Source organism: Streptomyces sp. NPDC018026 (genome assembly GCF_044327745.1).
GTDB classification, from domain to species: Bacteria; Actinomycetota; Actinomycetes; order Streptomycetales; family Streptomycetaceae; genus Streptomyces; species Streptomyces rubrogriseus.
Window position 1 is genome coordinate 383,198 of record NZ_JBIRFY010000004.1, and the last position, 22,045, is coordinate 405,242.

Here is a 22,045-nt window from a genome sequence, read left to right on the forward strand (position 1 = left end):
CAGCTCACCGGTAGTTGACGAACTGCAGCGCGAAGTCGAAGTCCTGGCCCTTCAGCAGAGAGATCACGGTCTGCAGATCGTCCCGGCTCTTCGAGGAGACCCGCAGCTCCTCGCCCTGCACCTGGGCCTTCACGCCCTTGGGGCCCTCGTCGCGGATGAGCTTGGCCACCTTCTTCGCGTTCTCCTGGGAAATGCCCTCCTCGATCGACGCGAAGATCTTGTACTCCTTGCCGGAGAGCTGGGGCTCGCCCGCGTCCAGAGCCTTGAGCGAGATGCCGCGCTTGATCAGCTTGGACTGGAAGACGTCGAGGACCGCGCTCACCCGGTCCTCGGAGTTGGCCTCCATGAGGATCTTCTCCCCGGACCACGAGATCGAGGCGCCCACGCCCTTGAAGTCGTAGCGCTGCGAGATCTCCTTGGCGGCCTGGTTGAGGGCGTTGTCGACCTCCTGCCGCTCGACCTTCGAGACGATGTCGAAACTGGAGTCGGCCATGTCCTGTGGCTCCTTGTATCTGGGTGCGTGTCGGGCCGCGTATCGGGTCCGTACCGGCATACGTCGGCGGCCGCCGGGCCCCGCGGGGTCCTCGGCCGCATCCGGACAAGCCTAGCCACCCGCCGCGATCCGAGCGGCGATCAATCGGGTGGCGAAGCACCCCTCCGCATCAGGTATTGTTTACGTCGTTGCCACGGAGCGCCGCCGAAGAGCGGTTCGACGGGCAGCAAACCCCGGCGGTGTGCCCGAGCGGCCAAAGGGAGCAGACTGTAAATCTGCCGGCTCAGCCTTCCCAGGTTCGAATCCTGGCGCCGCCACACGGGAAAGAAGAGCCCGTGACCTGCTGTTTCAGCAGGTCACGGGCTCTTCTTCGCGCATCTTCCCGAAGGGCCGGGTGTCTCACCCTGTCTCGCGTTCGAACGCTCCGTCTCGCGCCTCACGGACGGAGCGCGGACGGGCTCTCGCCCCGTTAGAGGCTCCGTCCCAGCCGTGCGGAGATCTTCGCGTTGGCTGCGTCGTCGCCGTCTTTGAGGAACTTGGCGTAGACGCGAAACAGCACAGCGACGCTATGGCCGGCCCGCTCAGCCACGAGTTGCGGTTCCACACCCGAGCTGAGCCAGGTCGACACTGCCGCGTGACGAAGGTCATAAGGACGCTTGGCCAATGCCGATTGCAGCTCGGCCGGAGTCAGGGCGCGAGAGCGCGCTTCCGCCCAGACCTCCCCGTATCCGGTGTCCTGTACGAGTCCACCTCTCAGCGTCTGGAAGACACGGCCGTCCGGGGCCGTGCCGTAGGCGGTGAGGTGCCACCGCAGCAACGCAACCAGTTCTGGCGGAATCGGCACGGGTCGCACGGCTTTCCGGGGACGGTGCTTCAAGCCTCGCTTCTCGTGAGCCTCGCCGCTATCCGTCCACGCGGTGCCGGAACGAGGGCGTGTCTCATGGAGCCGGAGCACGCCCCATCCTCGCCGGGGCAGATCGCAGTCCGTGACCCGTAGGCCGATCACTTCCGCGGGCCGTGCGGCGGCGTAGTACATGCAGCCAAAGAATGCGGTGAGGCGACGCCCCCGCTTGCTCTGGTCACGCACGGCAGTCAGTAGCTTGGCGGCCTGCGCCGGATTCGGGACACATGCCGGGTCCACTTCCTCCGTGACCTGTTCGGGTGCCTTCCACTTGACGCGGTCCAATGGGTTGTCCGTCAGTAACTCGGCATCGACCGCGAACTCAAGGGAGTTGTACAAGATCGCACGCTTGCGGCTGATGGTCCCCGGGGCAGCCGTCTTACCGTCCAGCCGCTTGGACAAGGCCCTGAGCGCGGCTCTCACCAACAGCCGGTCCGTGAGGGCCGACGTGGGCAGCGACTTTCGCTGGAACCAGGTTAGGACCTGCGCCACCTCGGCCGGCGGCTCTTCCTCCCACCGGTTCTTGTTGAACGCCCACCCGTACAGAGCGCTTCGAACGGTCCGGGCGTCGGGCATGCCCTTGGTGTCCTTCACGAACGCAGGTGTCACGGTCGCCATGGCTTCGGCCAACGTCCGCCGGGTGTTGCCGGGGGAGTCATCCCACTTCATCGCGATGTAATTGCGCGCATGGTCGTACCAGGGGATATCTCGGTTCTGGTCGACCATGGACTTCGGGAGGCCGCTCTCCACGTCGAAAGGCTCGCCCTTTCGGGCCGCCATCATGAGTTCCGAGCGGCGGCTGTCGGCCAGCCCTTGCGTGAGGAAGGATTCCGCGTGTTCGCGAGTGCCCACCATCCATCGCAGTTGGTACGGCTTCCGGTAGTTGCGCTTACGGATGGCCCAGAACTTGACGGTGTAGCTCCACTCGGTCACGCGGCCTCCAACTCGTCTTTGAAGGCGTCCAGGACGCTGCGGCGTACGCAGATGCGGCCGGACGGCGTACGGCGTGCCTCGGGAGCGAAACCGCGGTTACGCCAGCGGTACCAAGTCGGGCGGCTGATGCCGAGTTCTTCTAGAACGTCCGGCAGAGGGATCAACTCGTCTTTGGGAGCGCGGTGGCGACGGGCAAGCGTGGTCATCTGGGGATCTCCATGCCTGAGGGGCGGAACAGTTCGCGGCACATTGCTGTGGGTCGCGACCCATCGCGGCCCAAGTCTGTGACCTGCTGCTTTGTGGCGTCTCTGTGAGGCTCACCGTGGCCCACCTCTGGACGGTGTGGGCCACGATGCGATGAGACGAGGCTGGGGAAAGACCCCAGCTCAGAAAGGTTGGGTCGCGATGGGCCGCGACCCGGCAGAATGTGCGCTCAACCGGCGAGAGCAATGCCGTGGTACGTGGCGATCCGCTCGCCCGAGGGGGCACGTGGCCGGGTGCGGTTGAGCTGGGGGACGACGGAGAGCAGGTTGCGACCGAAGACTTGCTTGTTGCCGGCGCGGACGCCGTTGTCCTCGGCCCACTCCCGCCAGGCAGCCCATAGGTTGTCCACGGGTACGGTGCAAGCCGGACCGACGGCGCAACGCTCTCGCAGGAAGGCGGACGTGGGCGAGGCGGTGTCCTGCATGGTCGTGACTGCCTCGCGACTGGATACAGGTTCCGTAATCCGGCCCGTGGCTTCCAGACGGGCCAGCCCGTCGAGAGCCCAGTTGATGATGCCGGGCATCTCCGCGATGAGCTTGTCCGTGAGGGTGGGGTCTTCCTTGCCCAGCCACGAGACGGTCATGTTGAGCAGGACGAAGCGACGGGCGATGACTCCGGAAGAGTCTCCGAAGTGCGGCAGCTCGTTGGAAAGGATCATCAGCCGAGTCGGGAGCTTGCCGGTCCAGGGCTGCCGGTATTTGCGGTCGATGTCGATCGTGTCCTCACCGGAGATGGTGAGCAGCCGCTCCACGACCTGACTGTTGTCATTGCCGGACAGGCGGGCGTCGGAGATGACCGCGAGCGGCTTGCCGACCAGCGTGGACAGGCCGAAGTTGGTACCGAGACCTGCCAAGGTCGGCCCGGCAAGATTCTCCTTGCCGACCAGCATCTTCAGCACCCGGGCGATGGTGCCCTTGCCGGACCGGGACGGGCCGACGACGAGAAGGATCTTCTGCTGGTCGGTGCGTCCGGATAGGACGTAGCCGAACCATTCCTGAAGAGCGGCGATGGCGTCCGGGGCATCCGGCCAGATCTGCGCGAGGAACCGTTCCCAGGTGGGGGCGGTGGCGTCCGGGTCGTAGGCGAACGGCACGGAGACCAGGTTGAAGAACCCGGGGCCGTGCGGCAGCAGCGCCCGGTCGCGGATGCGCAGCAGCCCGTTTTCGCAGGCGACGATGGGGCCGTGGTCCTGCCCGGTGTCGCCGTGGTCGTCGATCCAGGCGGGGGCGTCGGTGTCGGTGGGCAGGAGGGTGATGGCCCCGAGGGCGTCGAGCAGGTTGCCGATCTTCTGCTTGGTCGGCGCCCAGTCGCGTTGTTCGGGCTGGCCGTCCTTGCCCGGTGCCTGGAACACGGCGTGCTCAAGGCGCGTGTACATGGCGGCGCGGATCTGGGCGTCGTCCATCTCACGCCAGCAGGAGCCGTTCCAGCGCATCCACGAGGCACGCCAGCGCCTGCACACGAGTTGCCCGTCCTCGGTCTGCCAGTCGGGCAGGAGTCGGCGGGCGACGGCCAGGGGGTTGGACGGCGGCGGCAGTTCCTCGCCTTGCTCCGGGGTGCGGGTGTCCATCATGCGGCGGCCCTCCCTTCCGAAGGTGCAGTAGGCGTGCCGGTGCAGAAGTGCTGGTGTGCGGCGTACTCGGTGACCAGCGCGGCCACCGCGTCCGCGCCGGTGGCGGTGCGGGTTTCGCCGCAGGGGCAGGCGTAGGCGGCGGTCGGGGTGGCGCCGTGGCGGGTGGACCAGCGGGCGCCGTCGTAGTGGTGCCGGTAGACGGGCGGGGCGTAGACGCGGATGCCGGGCCGGTCCGGAGTCGGGTCGGCGTCCGGGCGCACGTCCCGGGCCTGGAACCGGTTCGAGCGAAGGGCAGTGACGACGCCCTTGCGGGCGGCGCCTTTCGGCTCGCCCACGGCTGCCCGTGCGGGGCCCGGTCGGGCGGCGTGCGGGTCGGTGGGTGGTGTCGGTTGGCCTTCCAAGCGGGGGCGGCCGGGGATGCTCATGCCGCCTCCCGGGGTTGGGCGGTGCGCAGGGAGCTGTCCAGGGCGCTGCGGATGGTGGTGGTGCACTCGGCAGCGGTGAGTCCCACGGCCTCGCCTGCCGCTTGGAAGGCGTCCTCTGCCACCTGGCGGGGGAGGTCGCCCCACGCGACGAACCGCCCCACCTTGAACGCGCTGCGGTTCAGCGTGGCGTTACGCAGTCCTTCCGGTGCTGCGGTCACGTTCGCGCATTCGGCGTTCAGCGCGGCGACGGCCGCCCGGCTCCCGTTCACCGCAGGAAGCCGCAACGGGCCCGCCGGGCGGGCGGGGGCGGGTTGCAGGATGCTCAGCAGCCATCCGGGCAGTGCGGCCGTCTCCGGGGCGCACAGCGCCTCGTAGGTTCCGGTGGGCAGGGCGCTGCCCGCGGCGACGACGTAGCCACCCCACGCGCGGGTGTCGACCGAAACAGCCACGGTTCCCGCGGTGTTGGCCAGCCGCAACCCGGACGGGGCGGCGAAGTACAGGTGCTGTCCGCCGCTCGCAGTCCGGGTGCGGTAGGTGTCGGGGACGGCGTGGCCGGCGCGCTCGCAGAGCGCCGCGAAGGTCGCCGCGCCGCAAGGCGCGTCCCCATTGCTGTTGTCCTTGGGCACGTCCAGGTCGATGACGACCAGCCCGGACGGGCCCGTCGCCACACCGACGTTGTACGGCGCCCGCGACCAGGCGGCACGGATGCGGTCCGGGTCGGTCGTCGCCCGGTCCTCCCACTTCAGATGCCCGCGCGCGCACGGGCCGTCGCCGGGGCAGGCGGTCTCGCCGTGCAGGGCGGGCCGCTTGGTGCCGGGGCGCAGGGGGAAGACGTGCCAGCCGCGTGCGGCGGCGTCCAGTGCTGCGGACAGCAGCGCGGATCGAGGGTCATGGGTCATGCTGGAGGTCTCCAGTTCCCTTGGTGGTGCTGGCTGGCAAGGGCGGCTCCGTGATCTTTGGCGAGATGAGGGGGGCCGCCCTTGGCGTAGCTAGAGGTCGGTGCCGGTGTAGTGGGCGACGTAGCCGGGGCAGGATGAGTCGGGGCAGTCGCAGCCGCCGCACTCGGTGCAGATGTCGCCCGAGCACCGGTCGCAGATCTCGTGACCGGGGCAGCCGTAGGCGGCGCAGTCGTCGCAGTACGGGTCATCGTCGGACACGCGGGGTTCCTCCTGGTCAGCCGTGGAAGTGGTTGCGCTTGAACGTGGCCCTGCGGATGTTCACGGTGGTGCCGCCCCGGTGACCGCGCGTGCTGAAGATCTGTACGGCGATCCACCCGCCGAAGATCACGGCGGCCAGGATGATGAGTTGCGTGATGAAGGCGGTGAGGGCGGCGATGAACGAGGTGAGCAGGAGCAGCCCGCCGCACACCGCGAGGAACCCGGCACCCCCGAGGGCGACGTTCACGGCCGTGCGGGAGACGGCCGGTTTGACGGCGACCGACTCGGGCTGGGCGGGGTTGATGGCGTAGCCGGTGACGACGCGGCCGTCCGGCAGGACGATGCTCGCCACGGCCGGAACGGCGTTCGGCTGGACCGGTACGAGGGGCGCCGACACGGGAACGGCGGGCGGGTAGGGGGTGGGCTGGTGGACTTCGACGGCCCGCTGTGCGGGAACGTGCAGGGCCTGTTCGGGGTACATGCGGAATCCCTTCCGGCCGAGGGCCAGGGAGGCAGCGGCACCCCCTTCGAGGTGCCGTCTGGAGGGGTGTTTCAGGGGTGTGACCTGCGTGCCTCCCTGGCTCCCTGGACGATCATTCGTGCAGGTCATGGCCAGGTAGGCGGGTCAGGGAGGCGGTCAGGGAGTTCTCCCTGCCTCCCTGACCCGTCGGGGGTCGGCTCCCTGCCGTCATTCAGCGGAAGCGGAACCCTCGTTGTCGCGGTCGGCGAGGGCGCGGGCGACGCGGTCGCGGCCGACGACCATGCGGCCGTCGGACTTGTAGGGCTCCGCACCGGCAGCGTCGAGAACACGCTTGAGGTCGATGAACGACCACCCGGCGTAGGCGTCCGCGTTGAGCGCGGCGAGCCGGGAGATGACCTCCTGCGTGCGCACCCGGGTGTCGTTGCCCAGCACGGTGGCGATGTCGGCGAGCGGGTCACGCTCCTCGCCCCGGTCGATGGCGTGCAAGGTGGTGACGCCGTCGCGCAGGGCCTTGGCCCGGTCGGTGATGGCGGTGGCCTGTTCGTCGTTGATGTAGTGCGTGCGCACGGTGATGGACGCCTGCCCGGCGGGGATCTCGATCCCGTCCGAGGCGACCACGAGCGTTCCCTTGTCCAAGCCCTGGCGCAGCAGGTGCGGGGCGGCGCCGCCGTCCACGGCCTTGTCCCCCAGCGCCATGCGGGCCTGCGACTCGGTGCCCAGGGCGAGGGAGGCGCGGGTGTGGGCGCCCTCGCGGACCAGCTTGGGAAGGTTCTGGTCGGTGGGGTCCTGCGTGCCCTCCCACAGCAGCACGTCGACCACGCGGCCCTGGTTGTGGACCTTGCGGACGGCCATGAAGTAGCGGGAGATGGCCTTGGAGCCGCCGTAGGGGCGGCCGTCTTCGTCCTTGACGGGGCACATGAACGCCACCTGTGCTTCGTCCACGATGCCGATCAGCGGGGCGAAGACCGCGCCGGGGTCGCGGCGGCGGATCTCGATGCGGCGGTTCATCTCCTCGACCAGGCCCTCGACCATCTCGGTGGCCTCGATCACCTGCTCATCGGCCGGACCCTGAATCAGGACCGTGGCGAGGCCGTCGAACATGGCCCAGTCGCCGGCGCCCTTGAGGTCGGCGACCCGGAATTCCACCCGGCGGTCCAGGCACGCCCACAGGGCCAGCGCCCGCAGCGCGGCCGTCTTGCCCTGGTTCGACAACCCGGTGATGAGAAGGTGGCGCTGGTAGAGGGACAGGGCGGCGGCGTCCCCGCGCAGATCCTGACCCCACGGCGCCTTGCCCTTGGTGTAGTCGGCGGTCATCGTGTCGTCCGTGGCCAGCGGGGACGGGCCGATCGGCTCGTCCAGGGCGCCGGAGTCGGCGACCCACAGCCGCACCGTCCGCGCGGCCTGGGGGATGGTGATGAACACCTCGTGTTCGTGCCGGGTCAGGTTCTCGGCGAGCTTGCGCCGCTTGCCCTGCACCTCGTTCGTGGCCACCCCAGAGGGAAGGGTCACGTCGACCTCGACACCGCATCCGGCGATGCGGATCGGGCCGAGCATGGAGGCGCCGGCGTCGCCCATCTCCTTGATGGCGCGGGCCAGGGCGGGCACGCCGAGGTCGCGCAGGGCCTTGACCACGATGGACGGGGTGATCGGCTCCCCCTCGCCCGACCTCACGTTCGCCGGGAGTGCCCAGTTGGGGGCGGCGTGCTGCTTGCGGCCCACCGACCACAGGGCGAGCAGGGCGAGGAACGGGCCGATCGACAGGGCCGGACCCCACACCACCTGGACGATGCGGATCAGCAGGGCGATGAAGTCGACCGTGGCCGACAACGGCGTGATGACGTCCCCGGCGTGGCCGGTGCTGATGGCCATGACGACGCCGAGGGCGACCAGGACACCGATGCTCATCCCGGCGCCCACGGCGACGCCCTTGGCGGCGTCGACCGGGGAGTGCAGGAGGTCCATGCGGCGGTGGTGGCGGGCGGCGCGGAAGCGCTGCAACCGCTCCTCCCACTCCTCGGCCGCCTCCAGGTTCCCCGCCGCTTCCGCCGCCCGGATCATCCGCTCGTATCGGGCCCCGGTACGGCCGTCCCACGCCCGACGGGCCACGATCCGCCCGCCGTTGAAGGTGTAGAGCCCGTGCCGGGCCGCCGCGCGGACCGTGGCCCGGGTCGACTCGTGCGTGACGGCCGACTTGACCGCGCGGCCGGAGCGGACCCACAGCGGCACGGGCGCCGCCGGAGCCGGGTCGGGCACGACCGTGAGCACGGTCGGGGCGGTGTCGGCGGTCGGGGGGTCGGTGGCCTTGTGGAGGTGAACGACGTTCTCAGACATGCTGGAACTGCTCCTGACTGCCCCTTCGAGGGGCGGGAGTGAAGGAGAGCGCCGGGGTGGCCGTGTCCGTGGAAAGTCCCGGTCACCCCGGCGCGGGAAACGGGCTGGTCAGAGCCAGCCGGACGACTTCTTGGCGGCCTTGTCGCGGGCGGCCTCGGTCATGAGGCGCTGACGCTCGCCGTGCAGGGCGGTCAGTTCCGCGCTCAGCCGGATCTCGGCGCTGTTGCCGGTAGCGTCCATGCGCTGTTCCTCGCGGCCCGCGCTGCGGCCCCGGGCGACCTTGTAGCCGCCGGCGGCCAGCGAGCGGGCCATGGCCCGGCGCTCGCTGCCGTTCAGCGGCCACCACTCGCCCCGGCGGACCGCGTCGAGCTTCTTCTGTGTCGCCAGGATCTCGCGGTCCAGGCGGCGGATGTCGGCGTTACGCATGGTCAGACACTCCTCAGAGAGTCGGAGAGGCAGGCGTTACGGTGTGCGGCATGGGTGGGGAATCCGTGGTCCGTACGCGGCCGTGCAGGTGGTGTCACGTGCCGGTGCAGCAGCCACGCAGCAGATGGCGCAGGCGGCGGTATTGCAGCAAGCAGCACCGCCGCCGGTACCGCTTCTTGGAAGCCGTGGCGCGGATTTTGGACAACCTGTGGTGATCAGGCGGCGGCTGCTTCGCCGGGGTAGGCGCAGGTCACGCACGTGCCGAGCGAGGCGGGGATGACGTATCCGGCATCACGGCGGCACTGCGGGCAGATACGGCGGGCCCGGTTCGCCGCCGCGAGGGCGGCCCACCGGCCCGGTGTCATCGGACGCACGGGCTTGGCGAGGTCGACGCGGTACAGGTGGGCGACCAGCGGCCCCCGACGGCGGCGCGGCCGTTCCAGGGTTGCGGCCACCTCCTGACCGCCGGGCCTGAGCCCTTGTGCGCGCAACTGCCGGCGGGTGGCGTAACCGTCCGGGGCTAGGCGCCACCGGTAGACCGGCAGTGCGGCCATCAGGCGACACGCTTCCAGGCGGCGCGCAGGCGGACTTCGGATGCGGAGTGGCCAGCCGCGCGGAAGCGGGCGGCCATCTCGCGGTACGACAGGGGCGGGGTCTGGCTGTGACGGATCTCGTCGACCAGAACGTCAAGCGTGCCGTCGGTGAGGGCGGGCGCGGCTTCCAGAGCGGGCGTGCCGGTGGGTTCGCTCGGTCCCCACACCGGGAGTTCCCAGCGGGCTGTGACGCCGGGTGTGACGGGGCTCGTCACGCTGGTCAGCGCCCTGCCGGTCTCCTCGCCCTGCCGTGCAGATTCCAGCGTCGCCCAGGCGGAAGAGAGCGTCTGCGCGGTCTTCGCCTGGACGTGTGCGACGCGGGCGCCGGCGGCCGTCACGGCCGTCAGCCGCGTTTCCTCGGTGGACGCTTCCGCCCGCAGCCGGGCCCGGGCCACGGCCGCCTCGTCCCGGGCTTCCTGCTGGATGCCGCGGATGGCGTCCAGCGCGTTCGGGGTGAGCGCGGTCCGCTCCCACATTGAGTGGACCAGCCACAGCGCCTTCGCCGCGATCGGCAGCCACGCCACGGCCAGCCACGCTCCCGCGGAGTGTTCGGCGGTGAGGGCGTGGGCGACCAGGACACCGGCGGCGATGAGGCCGAAGGACCAGCCGACCGCGGTCACGGTGCGGTTGTGGTCGCCCTGCGCCGCGAGCCGGCGTTCGTAGGCGAGGGTGGCCAGCCATCCCCCGTCGATGCCCAGACCGACGACCACGGCGACCGGCCACGGCACCGCGGTGCCCAGCCACATCACGACCACGGCCAGGGTCAGCACCATGGACACGGCCGTCATCGCCACGGCCGGCAGCACCGTCTTCGCGCTCACTGGGCACCCCCGGCGGTGAGCAGGGCGGCGAGGATGAGCAGGGCGCCGCCGGTCAGGGTGAGGTCGACCGCGCGGCGCAGGCACGTGAACTTGGCGACCGCGAGCCGGGACAGTCCGGCGATGTCGGCGGCCAGGTCCCGGGCGACGGCGTCGCCGATCTCATCGGCGGTGAGCGTGGCCCACAGAGGGAAGCCGTGTCGGCCGCTCAGGTTCGGGCGCACCGACCGCAGTAGCAGACCGGCTGCACCGACCAGCAGCGCCAGCCCCGCACTGCCCACGACGGCAGCGGGCGCGGTCAGCGGCAGGTCACGGGCGACCGTCCACGTACCGGCGAGTACCGCGCCGACGAACGCCAGCAGCAGCGCCGTCTTGGTGTCCGTTCGCGTGATCTCCGCCTTGACCTCCGCGTGTGCGGCGGTCAGGTTCCTTTCGGCGGCGCTCACGCAGCACCCCCGGGAAGGCTCGCACCGGCCGTGCGGTTGGCCAGCTCCCGGCGGGCCGCCAGCACCCGGTGCCGGGCCCGGCGGATGCGCCGGTTGTCCATCTCGTTCGGCACGTGGTCGAGAGCGATGATCTGCGCGTCGACCAGGTCGACGCCCGCGAGGATCACGGGCGACTCCTGCTCGATCGCGTCCAGCTCCGCGTCTGTCGGCTCCATGAAGTCGGCGAACGCGGTAACAGCGTCCTGAACAGTGACGATGTGATTCATTGGGTCGTGTTCCTCTCAGCGTGGAACGGCCCACTGCGGCTCCCGGGTGGCACCCCGGGAGCCGCTGCCGTTGGAGTCGGTTCCGGCTCCCTGCGCCCCCGCCCGTACGCCTTCACGCAGTGCGTGGGACGGACGGGCGGGAGAGGCAGCCGGCCGCGGCAGCAGCGCCGCGAACAGAACGGACCGAATTGACCAGGGGCGCCGCCGTCCGGTCCGTACCGGCGACGCCTAAAGATGTCGTTGACGCATCGGAACCCCTTGTGTGGAAGCTGATGCGAACAGGTCTCCTTCGAGAACACGAGCTCTCGTTTCAGGCGTATGGAGACGTGACCTTTCGGTCTAAGCCCTCCCGAATGACAAGGGTCGGGTGCGCCCTCGGCCCGCTCTATCCCGGGCCCCTTGGCGCCACGCCCGAAAGCGCGGCACCCGTTGCGTGCACACCGTGAACCGGAAGTGATTCCAAATCTGGTGCGCACCAACAGGTTGCATCTGGTGCGCACCAGAGTCAAGGTGGTTCGCCATTTCGAGTGGCGTTCCCTTCCTGCGGTGCCCCTCCAGGAGACCGCCCAGGCCAGGGGCGCCGGTAGCCAACAGCGCTTAACTCCCGTCCTGTTAACCCCTGTTGACCTGCGGCGACGTGCGGCATGCTGGGAGAGTCAGTGAGGGCCTCTACTGCCGGGCGGTGACCTGTGAGCGCAGGACTTCGAAGCGCGCGGACGGCGCGCGGCTGGTCTCAGGAGCGACTGGTTCGCGAGATTGAGCAGTACGCCCGACGGAACATCACGGACGTTGCCTCGACTGCCAGCCTGCGGGTGTACGTGTCAGAGTGGGAGAACGGAAAGCGCACGCTCTCGGACCGTTACGCGGGCATTCTGCGACAGCTCCTCGGCGTCACGGACGGAGAGTTGAGAGGCGCCGCGCCGGCGTTGGTGCCGGCGTTCGTCGACGGCTACGACGAACTACTCAGCCGAATCGATGCGGCCGACAGCGTCGGTGAGTCCATGGTCCAGGCATTCAACGACCAAACTGAGTTACTTCGCACCATGGACAGGCAGAGAGGTGCGGCAGGACTCGTCGACCAAATGTCAGGTCACCTTGCAGCCCTGGAAGACGCACTCAACTTCGCCGTACTGCCTGCCGCACGTCGCCCCGTGGCGCTCGCCCTCGCAGGAGCGTCGACCCTCGCAGCGTGGCAGGCTATCGACTCAGGAGCGGTCGAGCGGGCTTGGCGGCACTACGAACTTGCCAAGCGAGCAGCGCGCGACGCTGAGGCTCCGATGTATCTCGCCCACGCCATGGCGGAACAGGCGTACGTGCTTTGTGAGGCTGGTCGGCCCGCGCTGGGCGTCGACCTGGTCCGCGACGCGCGGCGTACCGTCGGCCAGTCCGGGTCGGCCAGGCTGCGGGCGTGGTTGTACGCCGCAGAGGCGGAGATGTGCGCTTACGCCGGCATGCCGGACGACGCTCGTCACGCGCTTGATGCTGCCCTGGCCAGCATCCCGCCGGGACCGGACGACCGGGACCCCGACATGCTGAGCATCTTTTTGAACGGCACCCATCTCGCCCGGTGGCATGGAAACGTGCTGGCCCTGCTCGGTGACGGCGACGCGGTCACGAGCCTGTACGGAGCGCTGGGAGACATGGACCCGTCGTTCGTCCGGGCGCGTGCCGGGCTGCACACCGACTTGGCGCACGCGCATCTGACGCGAGCCGAGTACGACGACGCCCACACCCACCTGAGGCAGGCCCGGCTACTGGCGAGCCGCACCGGTTCGGTGCGGCAGCGCCGTCGGGTCGACATGCTCAGCGCGCGGCTGTAATCCCCTGCGCGCGCCGGTTGGCCAGGATGTGCAGCAGAGCTACGAGGGTGCCGGACCCCATGAGCTCCCCGCGGGCCATGAGCCCCGGGACGTCGGCGAGAGGAACCCACTCGATGTGGCCCGCTTCCTCCAGGTCGGTCGGTTCGCCGACTCGCTCTGCTCCGTGGCCTACGAAGATATCGTGAGGCGAGTCGACCATGCCGACCATGGGTTGATAGCTCACGACGTGTTCCAGCGCCTTCGGGCGCCAGCCGGTCTCTTCGACTACTTCCCGCAGTGCCGTGTCCGCTGGTTCCTCGCCAGCGTCGACGATGCCGCCGGGCAGCTCCCAACCGAACTGTTGGGGGACGAAGCGGTACCGCCACATCATGAGGACGCGATCTTGGTCGTCAAGGACAGCGGTCACGGCCACGTGCTGCAACCTCACCACGTGATGTTCGAAGGACTTCATGCCGGGCGGTTCCACGTCCCAGAGTTGAAGCTTCACCCAACGGTTGTCGTACAGATCGCGTTCACCGTGGATGCGCCAGGGCTGCACGCCCTCCGGTCGCTCGACACTCACTGCACCCGGCACCCGGTACGAGCTCCGTCCCCGTACCTCCAACGCTCCCTCGCTGACGAGACGGGCGAGTACCTGTCGCAGTGCCGTTCGGCCGATGCCGAGTTCTTCGACCAGCGTGCGCTCCGACGGCAGCTTGTCGCCGGGGGTGTACTTGCCGGACGCGAGCCGCTCCCGAAGCGTCTCGTAAACCTTGGTCGTCTTCGGTCCCATTCGCGGAGCACTCTCCGTTCTCAGGTGGTGCGTACCAGCGTATCCCTGATGCGGTGAACTTCGGGACGTGGGTCTCTGTCTCATGCAGACGTAGGTCAGCTCCTCCCGGGTGGGTCTTGTCTACCCGGGTTTGAGCTCGCTGACCGAGGAATTGCCACGGCTGGAGATCGGCGAGGCTCTGTCACGTCCTGATCTGCCACATCGATTAGCATGCCGAAGAGCCAAAGAAGGCGCACTGAACGGAGTACAGCCAAGATAAGTGCGAATTCGATCGCCCAGCCGGTGGCGCCAGGTTTCTTACTGGTGTCAATCATCAAGGCTGCTAGACACACGGCTGTAACAAGCAACATTGCGGAAAGGATGCTTGACCAATTTCGTCGCAGGCTCACTCCAAAACGGCGTCGAAGCTCAATCATTCTCCTTCCGTTGGCTGTGGCGTACTGGCTGATAGCTGCTGTTCCGAATCCGCCGATCAAAGCAGACGCTGACGCTACCGTCGTATAGATGTCTTTACGGCGGTCCTCCGGGATGGGGGCGAGTAGCGGATCCGATTCAGTTAGGTGGCAGTAGAGTAGGTGGCCTCCGACTAGCATCACGGCTGTGATCCAGTCGACTGCTGGACGTATGCCCCACAGATCGCGGATTCGTTGCATGAAGACGCCAAAGGCTGTCACGTGGCTACCCCCCTAGGCCGAGGCTTGCCACTCTAGTCCTGGCCACTGACAGCGGCCCTGAGGTCGTTGGCGTGCTCTCTGGCTGCTTCGAGGATGGCGTCCACTGCCGCCGTGTACCGAGGGCGCGAGTCGTCAGCGCTCCGTACCTCTACACGCTTCTTTGCCGTCACATGATGCTTGAGGAAGTCCAAATCCTCGTCTTTTGTGAAGCCGTCGCCCGTAGGAAGTGTCACTTGCGCACGCGCGCGCTCAATTCCGTTTGGGCCGAGCATGTAACCAAGCTCCGACATGAACTGCATTGCGTCATCCTGCAGTCGTCTTTGTCCTCTGGAGCGAGAGGTCACGGGCCCGCGTTTCGGGACCTCGAATTTGCAGGTGATGCGATGGTCGGGGTAGCGATCGCTAGTCTGTCTGAACCCGAACAGGGAAGCGCCGCTGGGTGGCATGAAAGCTGGATTTGGGCGGAAGGTGAACTCGAAGTTATGCACCGCGCTGGCATTTTGCAGCTTAGTCCATACATCCTGACTGATGACGGGCCAAAGAGCGATGTCTTCAGCCGCCATTCCGGATGCATTCATCCAGTGTTGGATTGCTGTCGAGCGGGGTGCTGCTTGACTGCCTCCCATGATGCCAATGATATTGCCATGGTCGAGGAAACATACCGTTGTGAGATCGATGAAACCTTTATTTCCCTCAAGGCGGAGGTCTTCGATGTGGCCATGGTCGAAGTCGAGTGCGTGTAGCTCGCCCGATCCAATCCGGCCGACGAGCAAGTGCAAAGCGTCTGAGTAGAATTTCGCCTCGCCGATAAATTGATCACCGTCAGGCGTGATGAGAAGGCGTTGTCCCCACTGCTTGGAAGACAGTTCCTCCAAGGCGTGCTGCCAAGGCACCTGCTCCATACGCGGATTGTAGTCGTCCTTTGCCCGCACGATCTCGTAAAACGAAACCGTCCTGATGCGGCTTGCCCCCACGAAGCCCCCCTCGCGATGCGCGAACTAGAGAAACGATGCTATCGCTTGGTGGGCACAGCGATGAGCTAGAAGGTCAAACCACCGGCGTCGACGATGCGTCGTCGTTCTCACTAGCGGAAGAGCTGAGGTGTGCTCCGCTCTGATCGGTCCAGATCACCACGCGTCCTTGATCGACATGCCCCACTGCGGACGACACGCGGACGACTTTAGGAGCTGGCAGCGGGTGTGGGGTCGTTTGAGCAGGTCAGAGCTTGAATCTCGGCGTGACCTTGTGGGGACTGTAAATCTGCCGGCTCAGCCTTCCCAGGTTCGAATCCTGGCGCCGCCACACGACCGAAAGGGTCTGTGAACAGCAGCAATGCTGATCACAGACCCTTTCGTCGTTGTCAGTACGAAGCGCCGTGGGTGCGGCTCATGGTGTCGGCCGGGCGGGCAGACTGGTGGCATGGCCTCGTCCTCCCGTCGCAGAACCTGCCCGGAGTGCCGTCGTGAGATCGCCGTCGTCGCGGGGCGGTACGCGCGCCACGATCCCCCCGGTGCGCGGGGGAGCGGTGAGCTGGTGTCCTGTCCGGGATCGCGCCGGTCGGCGCAACCCGGCGCGGTGCAGCCGTCCTTGGACGGGTACGTCGTCCCCGACTTCCCCGGACAGCTGCCCCTCTTCTAGTCGCCCTCAGTTCCCGGCCACCGACTTCACCGCCACCGACACGGGCGCCGAGCCGCTGATCAGCTCCAGGGTCAGGCCGTTCGTGGCCGGGGTGTCGACCAGTTCGGCCAGGACCGCGGCGACGTCGTCGCGCGGAACGGGGCCGCGGCCGGTGTGCGCCTCCAGACGCACCAGGCCCGTGCCCGCGTCGTCCGTCAGGGCGCCGGGACGCAGGATCGTCCAGTCCAAGGCGTCCAGCGAGCTGACGTACGCGTCGGCCTCGCCCTTGGCGCGCAGGTAGACGTCGAAGATCTCGTCCCCCTGGTGCGAGGGGTCGGCGCCCATGGACGACACGATCAGGAAGCGCCGTACGCCCGCCCGGACCGCCGCGTCCGCGAAGCTCACCGCCGCGGCCTTGTCCACCGTGTCCTTGCGGGCCGCCCCGCTCCCGGGCCCCGCCCCCGCCGCGAAGACCGCCGCATCCGCGCCCCGCAGCCGCTCCGCCACCTCCTCGACCGAGGCCGACTCCAGGTCAAGCACGACCGGTTCGGCGCCCGCCGCACGCAGATCGTCGGCCTGCTCGGCCTTGCGGACGATGCCCGCCACCTCGTCACCGCGCGCGGCGAGCAACCGCTCCAGCCGCAGCGCGATCTGACCATGACCACCAGCGATGACAATGCGCATGTCTCCGACCGTACGCCCCGACGACCGCCCGCGCCCCACGACTTCGGCCACCCCGGGGCCGGAGCCGGAGCCATCAGCCCTCGGCCCTCAGCCCTCAGCCCTCCGCACCGGCCAGCACCCCCCCGGCGACCACCCTCCGCCCGGCCAGGCTCAGCCCATGTCCCCACCCCGGCCGGGTCCGCCCCGCCCCTCGCGCCGCCCCCGCCCCGCACGCCCTTGCCGAGGCAGTCCCAGGTCGGACGGGGTGTTCGCGTCGCCGTACTCCCGTACCGCGCTGGTCCGCGCCACCACGCGCCCTCGGTGCACGACGATCCGGCTGTACGCCAGCGACAGCGCGCCCGCCAGCCGGTCCCCGCGTACGGCGACCAGTTCGGCCGGGAAGCCCGCCTCCACCCGCACCTCCGGCAGGCCGAGGGCCGACCGTGCAGCCGCGCTCACCGCGTCGTACGCCTCCTCGGGGCGCAGCCCGTGCCGCGAGGCCAGCAGGTACGCCGCCTCCAGGGGGTCGCCGCGCCCGACCGGGTTGGACACGTCCCGCAGCGCGCCGCTCCCGGCGGCGACCCGCACCCCGGCCGCCCGCAGCAGCCGTACCGGAGCCGTGCCGTCGGGCTGGTCCACCGCCCCGCAGGCGCCCTGCGGCAGGCAGACCACCGTCACACCGGCCGCCGCGAGCTGGTCCGCGGCCCGGGCGGCCGCCTCGGCCGGCAGCCGCCCCAGGCCGTCGCAGGGACCGATGGCCACTCCGGGGCGCAACCCGCCCGCCGTGGCCGCCAGCCGGGCCAGCCGCGCCGGGTCGGCGGCGTCGGTGTGCAGGTCGACCGGGCAGCCGTGCTCGGCGGCGACCTCCAGGACCGTCTCCACGTACCCCGCCGGATCGGGGTCCAGGTCCGGACACCCGCCCACCACGTCCGCGCCCATCTTGACCGCGTCCCGCAGCATCGCCAGCCCGTCGGCACCGGCCACCCCGGTCAGCACCCTCGGCATCGCCACCGCGCTCAGTTCGGCGAGGCCGCGCAGCGAGCGCCGGGTCCGCAGTACGGCGGTCAGCGCACCCAGGCCCGCGACGTCGCCCACCCGCACGTGCGCCCGCAGCGCGGTGGCGCCGTGGCCCAGTTGGAGCAGGGCGGCCTCGGTGGCCCGGCGCTGGACGTCCTCGGCGTCGTAGGAGACGGGGCCGGGGACGTCGGCCGTGAGCGCTGTGTCGGCGTGGACGTGGGGGTCGGCCGGGGCGGGCAGGAGCAGGTAGCCGCCCAGGTCCAGGTGGCCGCCGGGGCGGGACGCGCGGCCCGGGGCCAGGCTGCCGGCCGTGCCGACCGCCTCGATGCGTCCGCCGTGGAGCCGTACGTCCACGGTCCGGCCGTCGGTGAGCCGCGCCCCGGAGAGCAGGAGCGAGCCGCGGCCGGCGGGGTCCGAGGGGGAGGGCGAGTGGGGCGGCTGCGGCTGGCTGTCGGGCATCGCGCTCCTCTGGGCTCGGGGCTGCGCAGTGGGGGACGCAAGATCACGCAGAGTGAGTCGAGCCTAGGACGGTGATCAGCCCGTGGCGCGGAGGAGCGCAATAGTCGTACCGGTGCCGTCCGCACGCTCGGGCGGCCCCGCTGTGCGGTCGGGACGGGACGGGGCAGGGTCGGCGAAACGGATTTGGGCGAACGGCGGGCGACCGTGTAATGTCTTCATCGCTCGCCCCAATAGCTCAGTCGGCAGAGCGTCTCCATGGTAAGGAGAAGGTCAACGGTTCGATTCCGTTTTGGGGCTCTGGTGTGAGAGGTTCCCGTCGCGAGGCGGGGCCCGATCGCATCACAGCGGTGTAGCTCAGTCGGTAGAGCAAGCGGCTCATAATCGCTGTGTCACCGGTTCAAGTCCGGTCACCGCTACTCTCAGTAGCCGATTGCGGGGTCGGTCCTTCAATCGGCTACTCTTTCTTGCGTTAATACCATCAATCCGTTCGTCAAGGAGTGCACTCACGTGGCTGCCACCGACGTCCGCCCGAAGATCACGCTGGCCTGCGTGGAGTGCAAGGAGCGGAACTACATCACCAAGAAGAACCGGCGTAACAACCCGGACCGACTGGAGATGAAGAAGCACTGCCCGCGTTGCAACGCGCACACCGCGCACCGCGAAACGCGATAGAAACAGGCTCGTACACGAGGCCGTCCCCGAGGTTTGGGGGCGGCCTCGTGTCGTTGTCCCAGGCATGACGAGCAGCAGCAGGAGGTTGCCAGCCCATGGCGCTCGACCAGTCGTTCGTGGGGCGGAGTTATCCGCCCACCGCGCCCTACGAGGTGGGCCGGGAGAAGATCCGCGAGTTCGCGGAGGCGGTGGGGGACGCCAACCCGGCGTACACCGACGCGGAGGCCGCGAAGGCGCTCGGTCATCCGGATGTGATCGCCCCGCCGACCTTCGTGTTCTCGATCACGTTCAAGGCGGCCGGTCAGGTCATCGAGGACCCGCAGCTCGGGCTGGACTACAGCCGTGTGGTGCACGGCGACCAGAAGTTCGCCTACGCCCGCCCGGTCCGGGCCGGTGACCGGCTCACGGTCACCTCGACCATCGAGGCGATCAAGTCGATGGCCGGCAACGACATCCTGGACATCCGCGGCGAGGTCCACGACGAGGCCGGCGAGCACGTCGTGACCGCCTGGACCAAGCTCGTGGCCCGCGCGGCCGGGGAGGCGTGAGCGCGATGCAGTCGAAGATCGCATACAGCGACGTCGAGGTGGGCACCGAACTGCCCGCGCAGAGCTTCCCCGTGGACCGCGCCACGCTCGTGCGGTACGCGGGCGCCTCCGGCGACTTCAACCCGATCCACTGGAACGAGCGGTTCGCCAAGGAGGTGGGCCTGCCGGACGTCATCGCGCACGGCATGTTCACCATGGCCGAGGCGATCCGCGTGGTCACCGACTGGACCGGCGACCCCGGCGCGGTCGTGGAGTACGGCGTCCGCTTCACCAGGCCCGTCGTCGTCCCGAACGACGACCGGGGTGCCGTGATCGAGGTCAGCGGCAAGGTGGCGGCCAAGCTCGACGACAACACCGTCCGCGTCGACCTCACGGCCACCAGCGCCGGCCAGAAGGTCCTCGGCATGTCCCGCGCGGTCGTACGACTGGGCTGACGGGCGGCTCCCGCCCCCACCGCCGACCCCCTGGCAGGACCGGCTCAGACCGGCCCAGTCCAGTCCAGTCCAGGGGGGAGCGGGTCAGCGGGTGCCGGCGCGTACCGCCGTGGTCGCCAGCGTCGTGTACCGCATCGTGAAGCGGCCGCCCAGCGCGTCGACCGCGCGGCCGACCGCGTCCAGTATTCCGGCCAGTTGACCGGGGTGGAGCCGGGTGAGGCCGCCGGTGGTGGGGAGCAGCTCCAGCCACTGGTCGCGCGTGTACGACCGCTCCCAGTCGAACCGCCACTGCTCCGGTTCGTGGAACCGCCCGGACTCCCGGATCCGGTCGGCGATCTGCGCGTACCCCGCCAGGTACATCTCCAGCGGACGGCGCGCCGGCTGATCGCTGAACGGCGATTCGGGTGCCGCCCGACGGTAGGCGGCCGCGAACGGCTCGGCCACCTCGGCCGGTGGCTCGAACACGTGCCCGAAGATCGCCAGACGCCCGTCCGGGCGCAGCACCTGGGCCGCCTTCACGGCACCGGCGGCCGGGTCCACCCAGTGCCACGACTGGGCGGCGATCACCGCGTCGAAGGCCCGGCCGGCGGGCTCCCAGGCCTCGAAGGCCGCCACCTCGACCGGCAGTCCGCGGTCCCGGGCGAAGGCGGCCATCCGCGCGTCCGGTTCGACCCCGAGTACGGCGCAGCCGGCGGCCTGGAACTGGCGGGCCGCGATGCCCGTGCCGCAGCCGACGTCGAGGACGTCGGGGCCCGGGCTCCCCGCGACGACGCGCGTCACCAGGTCGTCGGGGTAGGGCGGTCGGGCCCGGTCGTAGCGCTGCGCGTCGGTGCCGAAGGACTCGGCCGTCTCCCGTGCCTGGTGCGGCGGTGTCGGCTCGGGGCGCTCGGGCTGCTCGGGATGCTCCGAAGAGGATAGAGTGGGCATGCGTTCACTTTAGTGGGCGAGCGCCCACAAGCCAATGAGTGAGCAAGCGAGAGGGGATCCGCGAGTGCCGACCGGAGTGCACCTTCGCGACGCGAGGCGGCAGTTGTTCGACGCCGCCGAACGCGTGCTTCTGCGGGACGGCCCGAACGGGCTGACCAGCCGGGCCGTCACGGACGAGGCAGGCTGCGCCAAAGGCGTCCTGCACCGGCACTTCGCGGACTTCGACGCCTTCCTCGTCGAACTCGTGCTCGACCGGGCCGCACAACTCGACACGCAGGCACTGGCGCTGCGGGAGGCGGTGGGCTCCGGCGCCGTGGCGGACAACCTCACCGGCGCGCTGACCGCCCTGTTCGGGCCGGTCCCCGTGGCGATCATTCCGCTCATCACCTTCCGGGACGAGCTGCGCGCACGGCTGCGGCAGGCCGTGCCCGGTGGCGGCATCGCGATCCTCGCCCAGGTCAAGGCCGCGGTCTCCGCCTATCTGTCCGAGGAGCGCGCGAGGGGCCGCATCTCGGCCGACGCCGACATCGACTCGCTCACCCTCTCCCTCGTAGGCGGGGGGCATCTCCTGTTCGCCGACCGCGACCCCGGCCGCCCGCCTGCCGCGGCGGCCGTCGGCAAGCTGGTCGACACGGTGCTCGCCGGCGTCCTGCGCTGACGCGGCACCGCCCGCCGCGCGCATCACCCTTGACGAAGTTAGTGATTGAGTACTAACTTACTTCCATGGTCAGGATGAGCGCAGAGGAGCGGCGCGAGAGCGTCATCCGCGCGGCGACGAGCGAATTCGCCCGGGGTGGCTATCACGGCACGTCCACGGAGACCATCGCCAAGCGCGTGGGGGTCTCCCAGCCGTACCTCTTCCGCCTCTTCCCGGGGAAGAAGGCGATCTTCCTCGCGGTGGCGGAGCGCTGCCTGCGGGACACTCGCGAGGTCTTCGAGAAGGCGTCCGAGGGCCGGCAGGGTGAAGAGGCCCTGCACGCCATGGCCCAGGCCTACTCGCAGCTGATCGCGGACCATCCCGAGAAGCTCCAGATGCAGTTGCAGGTGTACGTGACCGTCGCCGCCGCCGAGGCGGCCGGGGATCACGAGTTCGGCGAGATGGTGCGCAAGGGCTGGCTGGAGATCTGGGACACCGTGCACCTGCCGCTGGGCGCGGACATCGGCGAGACGACGACCTTCCTGGCCTACGGCATGCTGATCAACACCCTGGTCGGAATGGGTTTCCCGCCGGGCCACCGCGTCTACGGCGGCATCTACGAGTCCGGGCAGGCCAAGCCGAGCAGCCCGGACGCGGACGCGTAGGAACGGGCGCCATCCGAACACGCACGAAGTGACGAC

The 22,045-nt window shown here is 69.4% G+C and carries 26 protein-coding genes and 3 tRNA genes; 10 read left to right on the forward strand and 19 right to left on the reverse strand.

Annotated elements, in window-relative coordinates:
* Positions 1-4: 4 nt before the first annotated feature.
* Complete coding sequence (locus ACH4D3_RS15795) at positions 5-493, reverse strand: YajQ family cyclic di-GMP-binding protein (protein WP_109034166.1); 489 nt, start codon at positions 491-493, stop codon at positions 5-7.
* Positions 494-728: 235 nt separating this feature from the next.
* Here ACH4D3_RS15795 and ACH4D3_RS15800 point away from each other — a divergent pair.
* Positions 729-810: transfer RNA gene (locus ACH4D3_RS15800), tRNA-Tyr, on the forward strand.
* A gap of 152 nt (positions 811-962) precedes the next feature.
* Here the strand turns inward: ACH4D3_RS15800 and ACH4D3_RS15805 are convergent.
* From ACH4D3_RS15805 to ACH4D3_RS15865, 13 genes are all read right to left on the reverse strand, one after another.
* Positions 963-2,327, reverse strand: a complete 1,365-nt coding sequence (locus tag ACH4D3_RS15805) for a tyrosine-type recombinase/integrase (protein ID WP_398322085.1) — start codon at positions 2,325-2,327, stop codon at positions 963-965.
* Positions 2,324-2,533, reverse strand: a complete 210-nt coding sequence (locus tag ACH4D3_RS15810; protein ID WP_398322088.1) for a helix-turn-helix transcriptional regulator — start codon at positions 2,531-2,533, stop codon at positions 2,324-2,326. Before ACH4D3_RS15810 ends, ACH4D3_RS15805 begins: the two co-directional genes overlap by 4 nt.
* A 227-nt stretch (positions 2,534-2,760) precedes the next feature.
* Positions 2,761-4,161 (reverse strand): phage/plasmid primase, P4 family, encoded by a 1,401-nt coding sequence (locus tag ACH4D3_RS15815; protein WP_398322091.1) that lies wholly within the window; start codon positions 4,159-4,161, stop codon positions 2,761-2,763.
* A complete protein-coding gene (locus ACH4D3_RS15820; RefSeq protein WP_398322094.1) occupies positions 4,158-4,496 on the reverse strand; it encodes a hypothetical protein in 339 nt (112 codons plus the stop codon). The genes ACH4D3_RS15815 and ACH4D3_RS15820 overlap by 4 nt, the downstream gene beginning before the upstream one ends.
* An 86-nt stretch (positions 4,497-4,582) precedes the next feature.
* Positions 4,583-5,485, reverse strand: a complete 903-nt coding sequence (locus ACH4D3_RS15825) for a bifunctional DNA primase/polymerase (protein ID WP_398322097.1) — start codon at positions 5,483-5,485, stop codon at positions 4,583-4,585.
* Between the two features lie 90 nt (positions 5,486-5,575).
* On the reverse strand, positions 5,576-5,743 hold the full coding sequence (locus ACH4D3_RS15830) for a hypothetical protein (protein ID WP_398322100.1): 168 nt from the start codon (positions 5,741-5,743) through the stop codon (positions 5,576-5,578).
* Positions 5,744-5,759: 16 nt separating this feature from the next.
* Positions 5,760-6,224 (reverse strand): hypothetical protein, encoded by a 465-nt coding sequence (locus tag ACH4D3_RS15835; protein WP_398322103.1) that lies wholly within the window; start codon positions 6,222-6,224, stop codon positions 5,760-5,762.
* Between the two features lie 207 nt (positions 6,225-6,431).
* Positions 6,432-8,555, reverse strand: a complete 2,124-nt coding sequence (locus tag ACH4D3_RS15840; protein WP_398322106.1) for an FtsK/SpoIIIE domain-containing protein — start codon at positions 8,553-8,555, stop codon at positions 6,432-6,434.
* A gap of 108 nt (positions 8,556-8,663) precedes the next feature.
* Positions 8,664-8,981, reverse strand: coding sequence for a hypothetical protein (locus ACH4D3_RS15845; protein WP_398322109.1), 318 nt, complete (start codon positions 8,979-8,981; stop codon positions 8,664-8,666).
* Positions 8,982-9,196: 215 nt separating this feature from the next.
* Positions 9,197-9,535, reverse strand: coding sequence for an RRQRL motif-containing zinc-binding protein (locus tag ACH4D3_RS15850; protein ID WP_398322112.1), 339 nt, complete (start codon positions 9,533-9,535; stop codon positions 9,197-9,199).
* Positions 9,535-10,395: a protein spdB gene (locus tag ACH4D3_RS15855; RefSeq protein WP_398322115.1), complete on the reverse strand. Its 861-nt coding sequence runs from the start codon at positions 10,393-10,395 to the stop codon at positions 9,535-9,537. Before ACH4D3_RS15855 ends, ACH4D3_RS15850 begins: the two co-directional genes overlap by 1 nt.
* On the reverse strand, positions 10,392-10,838 hold the full coding sequence (locus tag ACH4D3_RS15860) for a Pycsar system effector family protein (protein ID WP_398322117.1): 447 nt from the start codon (positions 10,836-10,838) through the stop codon (positions 10,392-10,394). The genes ACH4D3_RS15855 and ACH4D3_RS15860 overlap by 4 nt, the downstream gene beginning before the upstream one ends.
* Positions 10,835-11,104 carry a DUF6284 family protein gene (locus ACH4D3_RS15865; RefSeq protein WP_398322120.1) on the reverse strand — a complete coding sequence of 90 codons (270 nt, stop codon included), beginning with the start codon at positions 11,102-11,104 and terminating at the stop codon, positions 10,835-10,837. Before ACH4D3_RS15865 ends, ACH4D3_RS15860 begins: the two co-directional genes overlap by 4 nt.
* An 812-nt stretch (positions 11,105-11,916) precedes the next feature.
* On the opposite strand from ACH4D3_RS15865, the gene ACH4D3_RS15870 reads away from it, so the two are divergent.
* Entirely contained in the window at positions 11,917-12,924 is a 1,008-nt protein-coding gene (locus ACH4D3_RS15870) for an XRE family transcriptional regulator (RefSeq protein ID WP_398322746.1), read from the forward strand.
* Here the strand turns inward: ACH4D3_RS15870 and ACH4D3_RS15875 are convergent.
* Both ACH4D3_RS15875 and ACH4D3_RS15880 read right to left on the reverse strand, forming a co-directional pair.
* Positions 12,908-13,696, reverse strand: a complete 789-nt coding sequence (locus tag ACH4D3_RS15875; RefSeq protein ID WP_398322123.1) for a GntR family transcriptional regulator — start codon at positions 13,694-13,696, stop codon at positions 12,908-12,910. The genes ACH4D3_RS15870 and ACH4D3_RS15875 overlap by 17 nt on opposite strands.
* Positions 13,697-14,402: 706 nt before the next feature.
* The gene (locus ACH4D3_RS15880; protein WP_398322126.1) at positions 14,403-15,272 is read right to left on the reverse strand and encodes a hypothetical protein; all 870 of its coding nucleotides are present in this window, start codon (positions 15,270-15,272) and stop codon (positions 14,403-14,405) included.
* 517 nt (positions 15,273-15,789) lie between these two features.
* Here ACH4D3_RS15880 and ACH4D3_RS15885 point away from each other — a divergent pair.
* Positions 15,790-16,008 (forward strand): hypothetical protein, encoded by a 219-nt coding sequence (locus ACH4D3_RS15885; RefSeq protein ID WP_398322128.1) that lies wholly within the window; start codon positions 15,790-15,792, stop codon positions 16,006-16,008.
* A gap of 6 nt (positions 16,009-16,014) precedes the next feature.
* Here the strand turns inward: ACH4D3_RS15885 and ACH4D3_RS15890 are convergent, their stop codons facing one another.
* Positions 16,015-16,671 (reverse strand): SDR family oxidoreductase, encoded by a 657-nt coding sequence (locus tag ACH4D3_RS15890; protein WP_398322131.1) that lies wholly within the window; start codon positions 16,669-16,671, stop codon positions 16,015-16,017.
* A gap of 150 nt (positions 16,672-16,821) precedes the next feature.
* Entirely contained in the window at positions 16,822-18,126 is a 1,305-nt protein-coding gene (locus tag ACH4D3_RS15895; protein ID WP_398322134.1) for a hydrolase, read from the reverse strand.
* Positions 18,127-18,350: 224 nt separating this feature from the next.
* Here ACH4D3_RS15895 and ACH4D3_RS15900 point away from each other — a divergent pair.
* The 5 genes from ACH4D3_RS15900 to ACH4D3_RS15920 all read left to right on the forward strand — a co-directional run bounded on the left by ACH4D3_RS15900 (position 18,351) and on the right by ACH4D3_RS15920 (position 19,780).
* Positions 18,351-18,423: transfer RNA gene (locus ACH4D3_RS15900), tRNA-Thr, on the forward strand.
* 46 nt (positions 18,424-18,469) lie between these two features.
* Positions 18,470-18,542, forward strand: a tRNA-Met gene (locus ACH4D3_RS15905).
* 91 nt (positions 18,543-18,633) lie between these two features.
* Positions 18,634-18,798: a 50S ribosomal protein L33 gene (gene rpmG / locus ACH4D3_RS15910; RefSeq protein ID WP_003948671.1), complete on the forward strand. Its 165-nt coding sequence runs from the start codon at positions 18,634-18,636 to the stop codon at positions 18,796-18,798.
* Between the two features lie 95 nt (positions 18,799-18,893).
* Complete coding sequence (locus tag ACH4D3_RS15915) at positions 18,894-19,346, forward strand: MaoC family dehydratase N-terminal domain-containing protein (RefSeq protein WP_385348119.1); 453 nt, start codon at positions 18,894-18,896, stop codon at positions 19,344-19,346.
* A gap of 5 nt (positions 19,347-19,351) precedes the next feature.
* On the forward strand, positions 19,352-19,780 hold the full coding sequence (locus ACH4D3_RS15920) for a MaoC family dehydratase (protein WP_011029785.1): 429 nt from the start codon (positions 19,352-19,354) through the stop codon (positions 19,778-19,780).
* A gap of 84 nt (positions 19,781-19,864) precedes the next feature.
* On the opposite strand, the gene ACH4D3_RS15925 is transcribed toward ACH4D3_RS15920, so the two are convergent.
* Entirely contained in the window at positions 19,865-20,707 is an 843-nt protein-coding gene (locus tag ACH4D3_RS15925) for a class I SAM-dependent methyltransferase (RefSeq protein ID WP_398322137.1), read from the reverse strand.
* 64 nt (positions 20,708-20,771) lie between these two features.
* On the opposite strand from ACH4D3_RS15925, the gene ACH4D3_RS15930 reads away from it, so the two are divergent.
* Entirely contained in the window at positions 20,772-21,365 is a 594-nt protein-coding gene (locus ACH4D3_RS15930; protein ID WP_398322140.1) for a TetR family transcriptional regulator, read from the forward strand.
* A 65-nt stretch (positions 21,366-21,430) separates the two neighbouring features.
* Complete coding sequence (locus ACH4D3_RS15935; RefSeq protein ID WP_398322143.1) at positions 21,431-22,009, forward strand: TetR/AcrR family transcriptional regulator; 579 nt, start codon at positions 21,431-21,433, stop codon at positions 22,007-22,009.
* Positions 22,010-22,045: the final 36 nt, after the last annotated feature.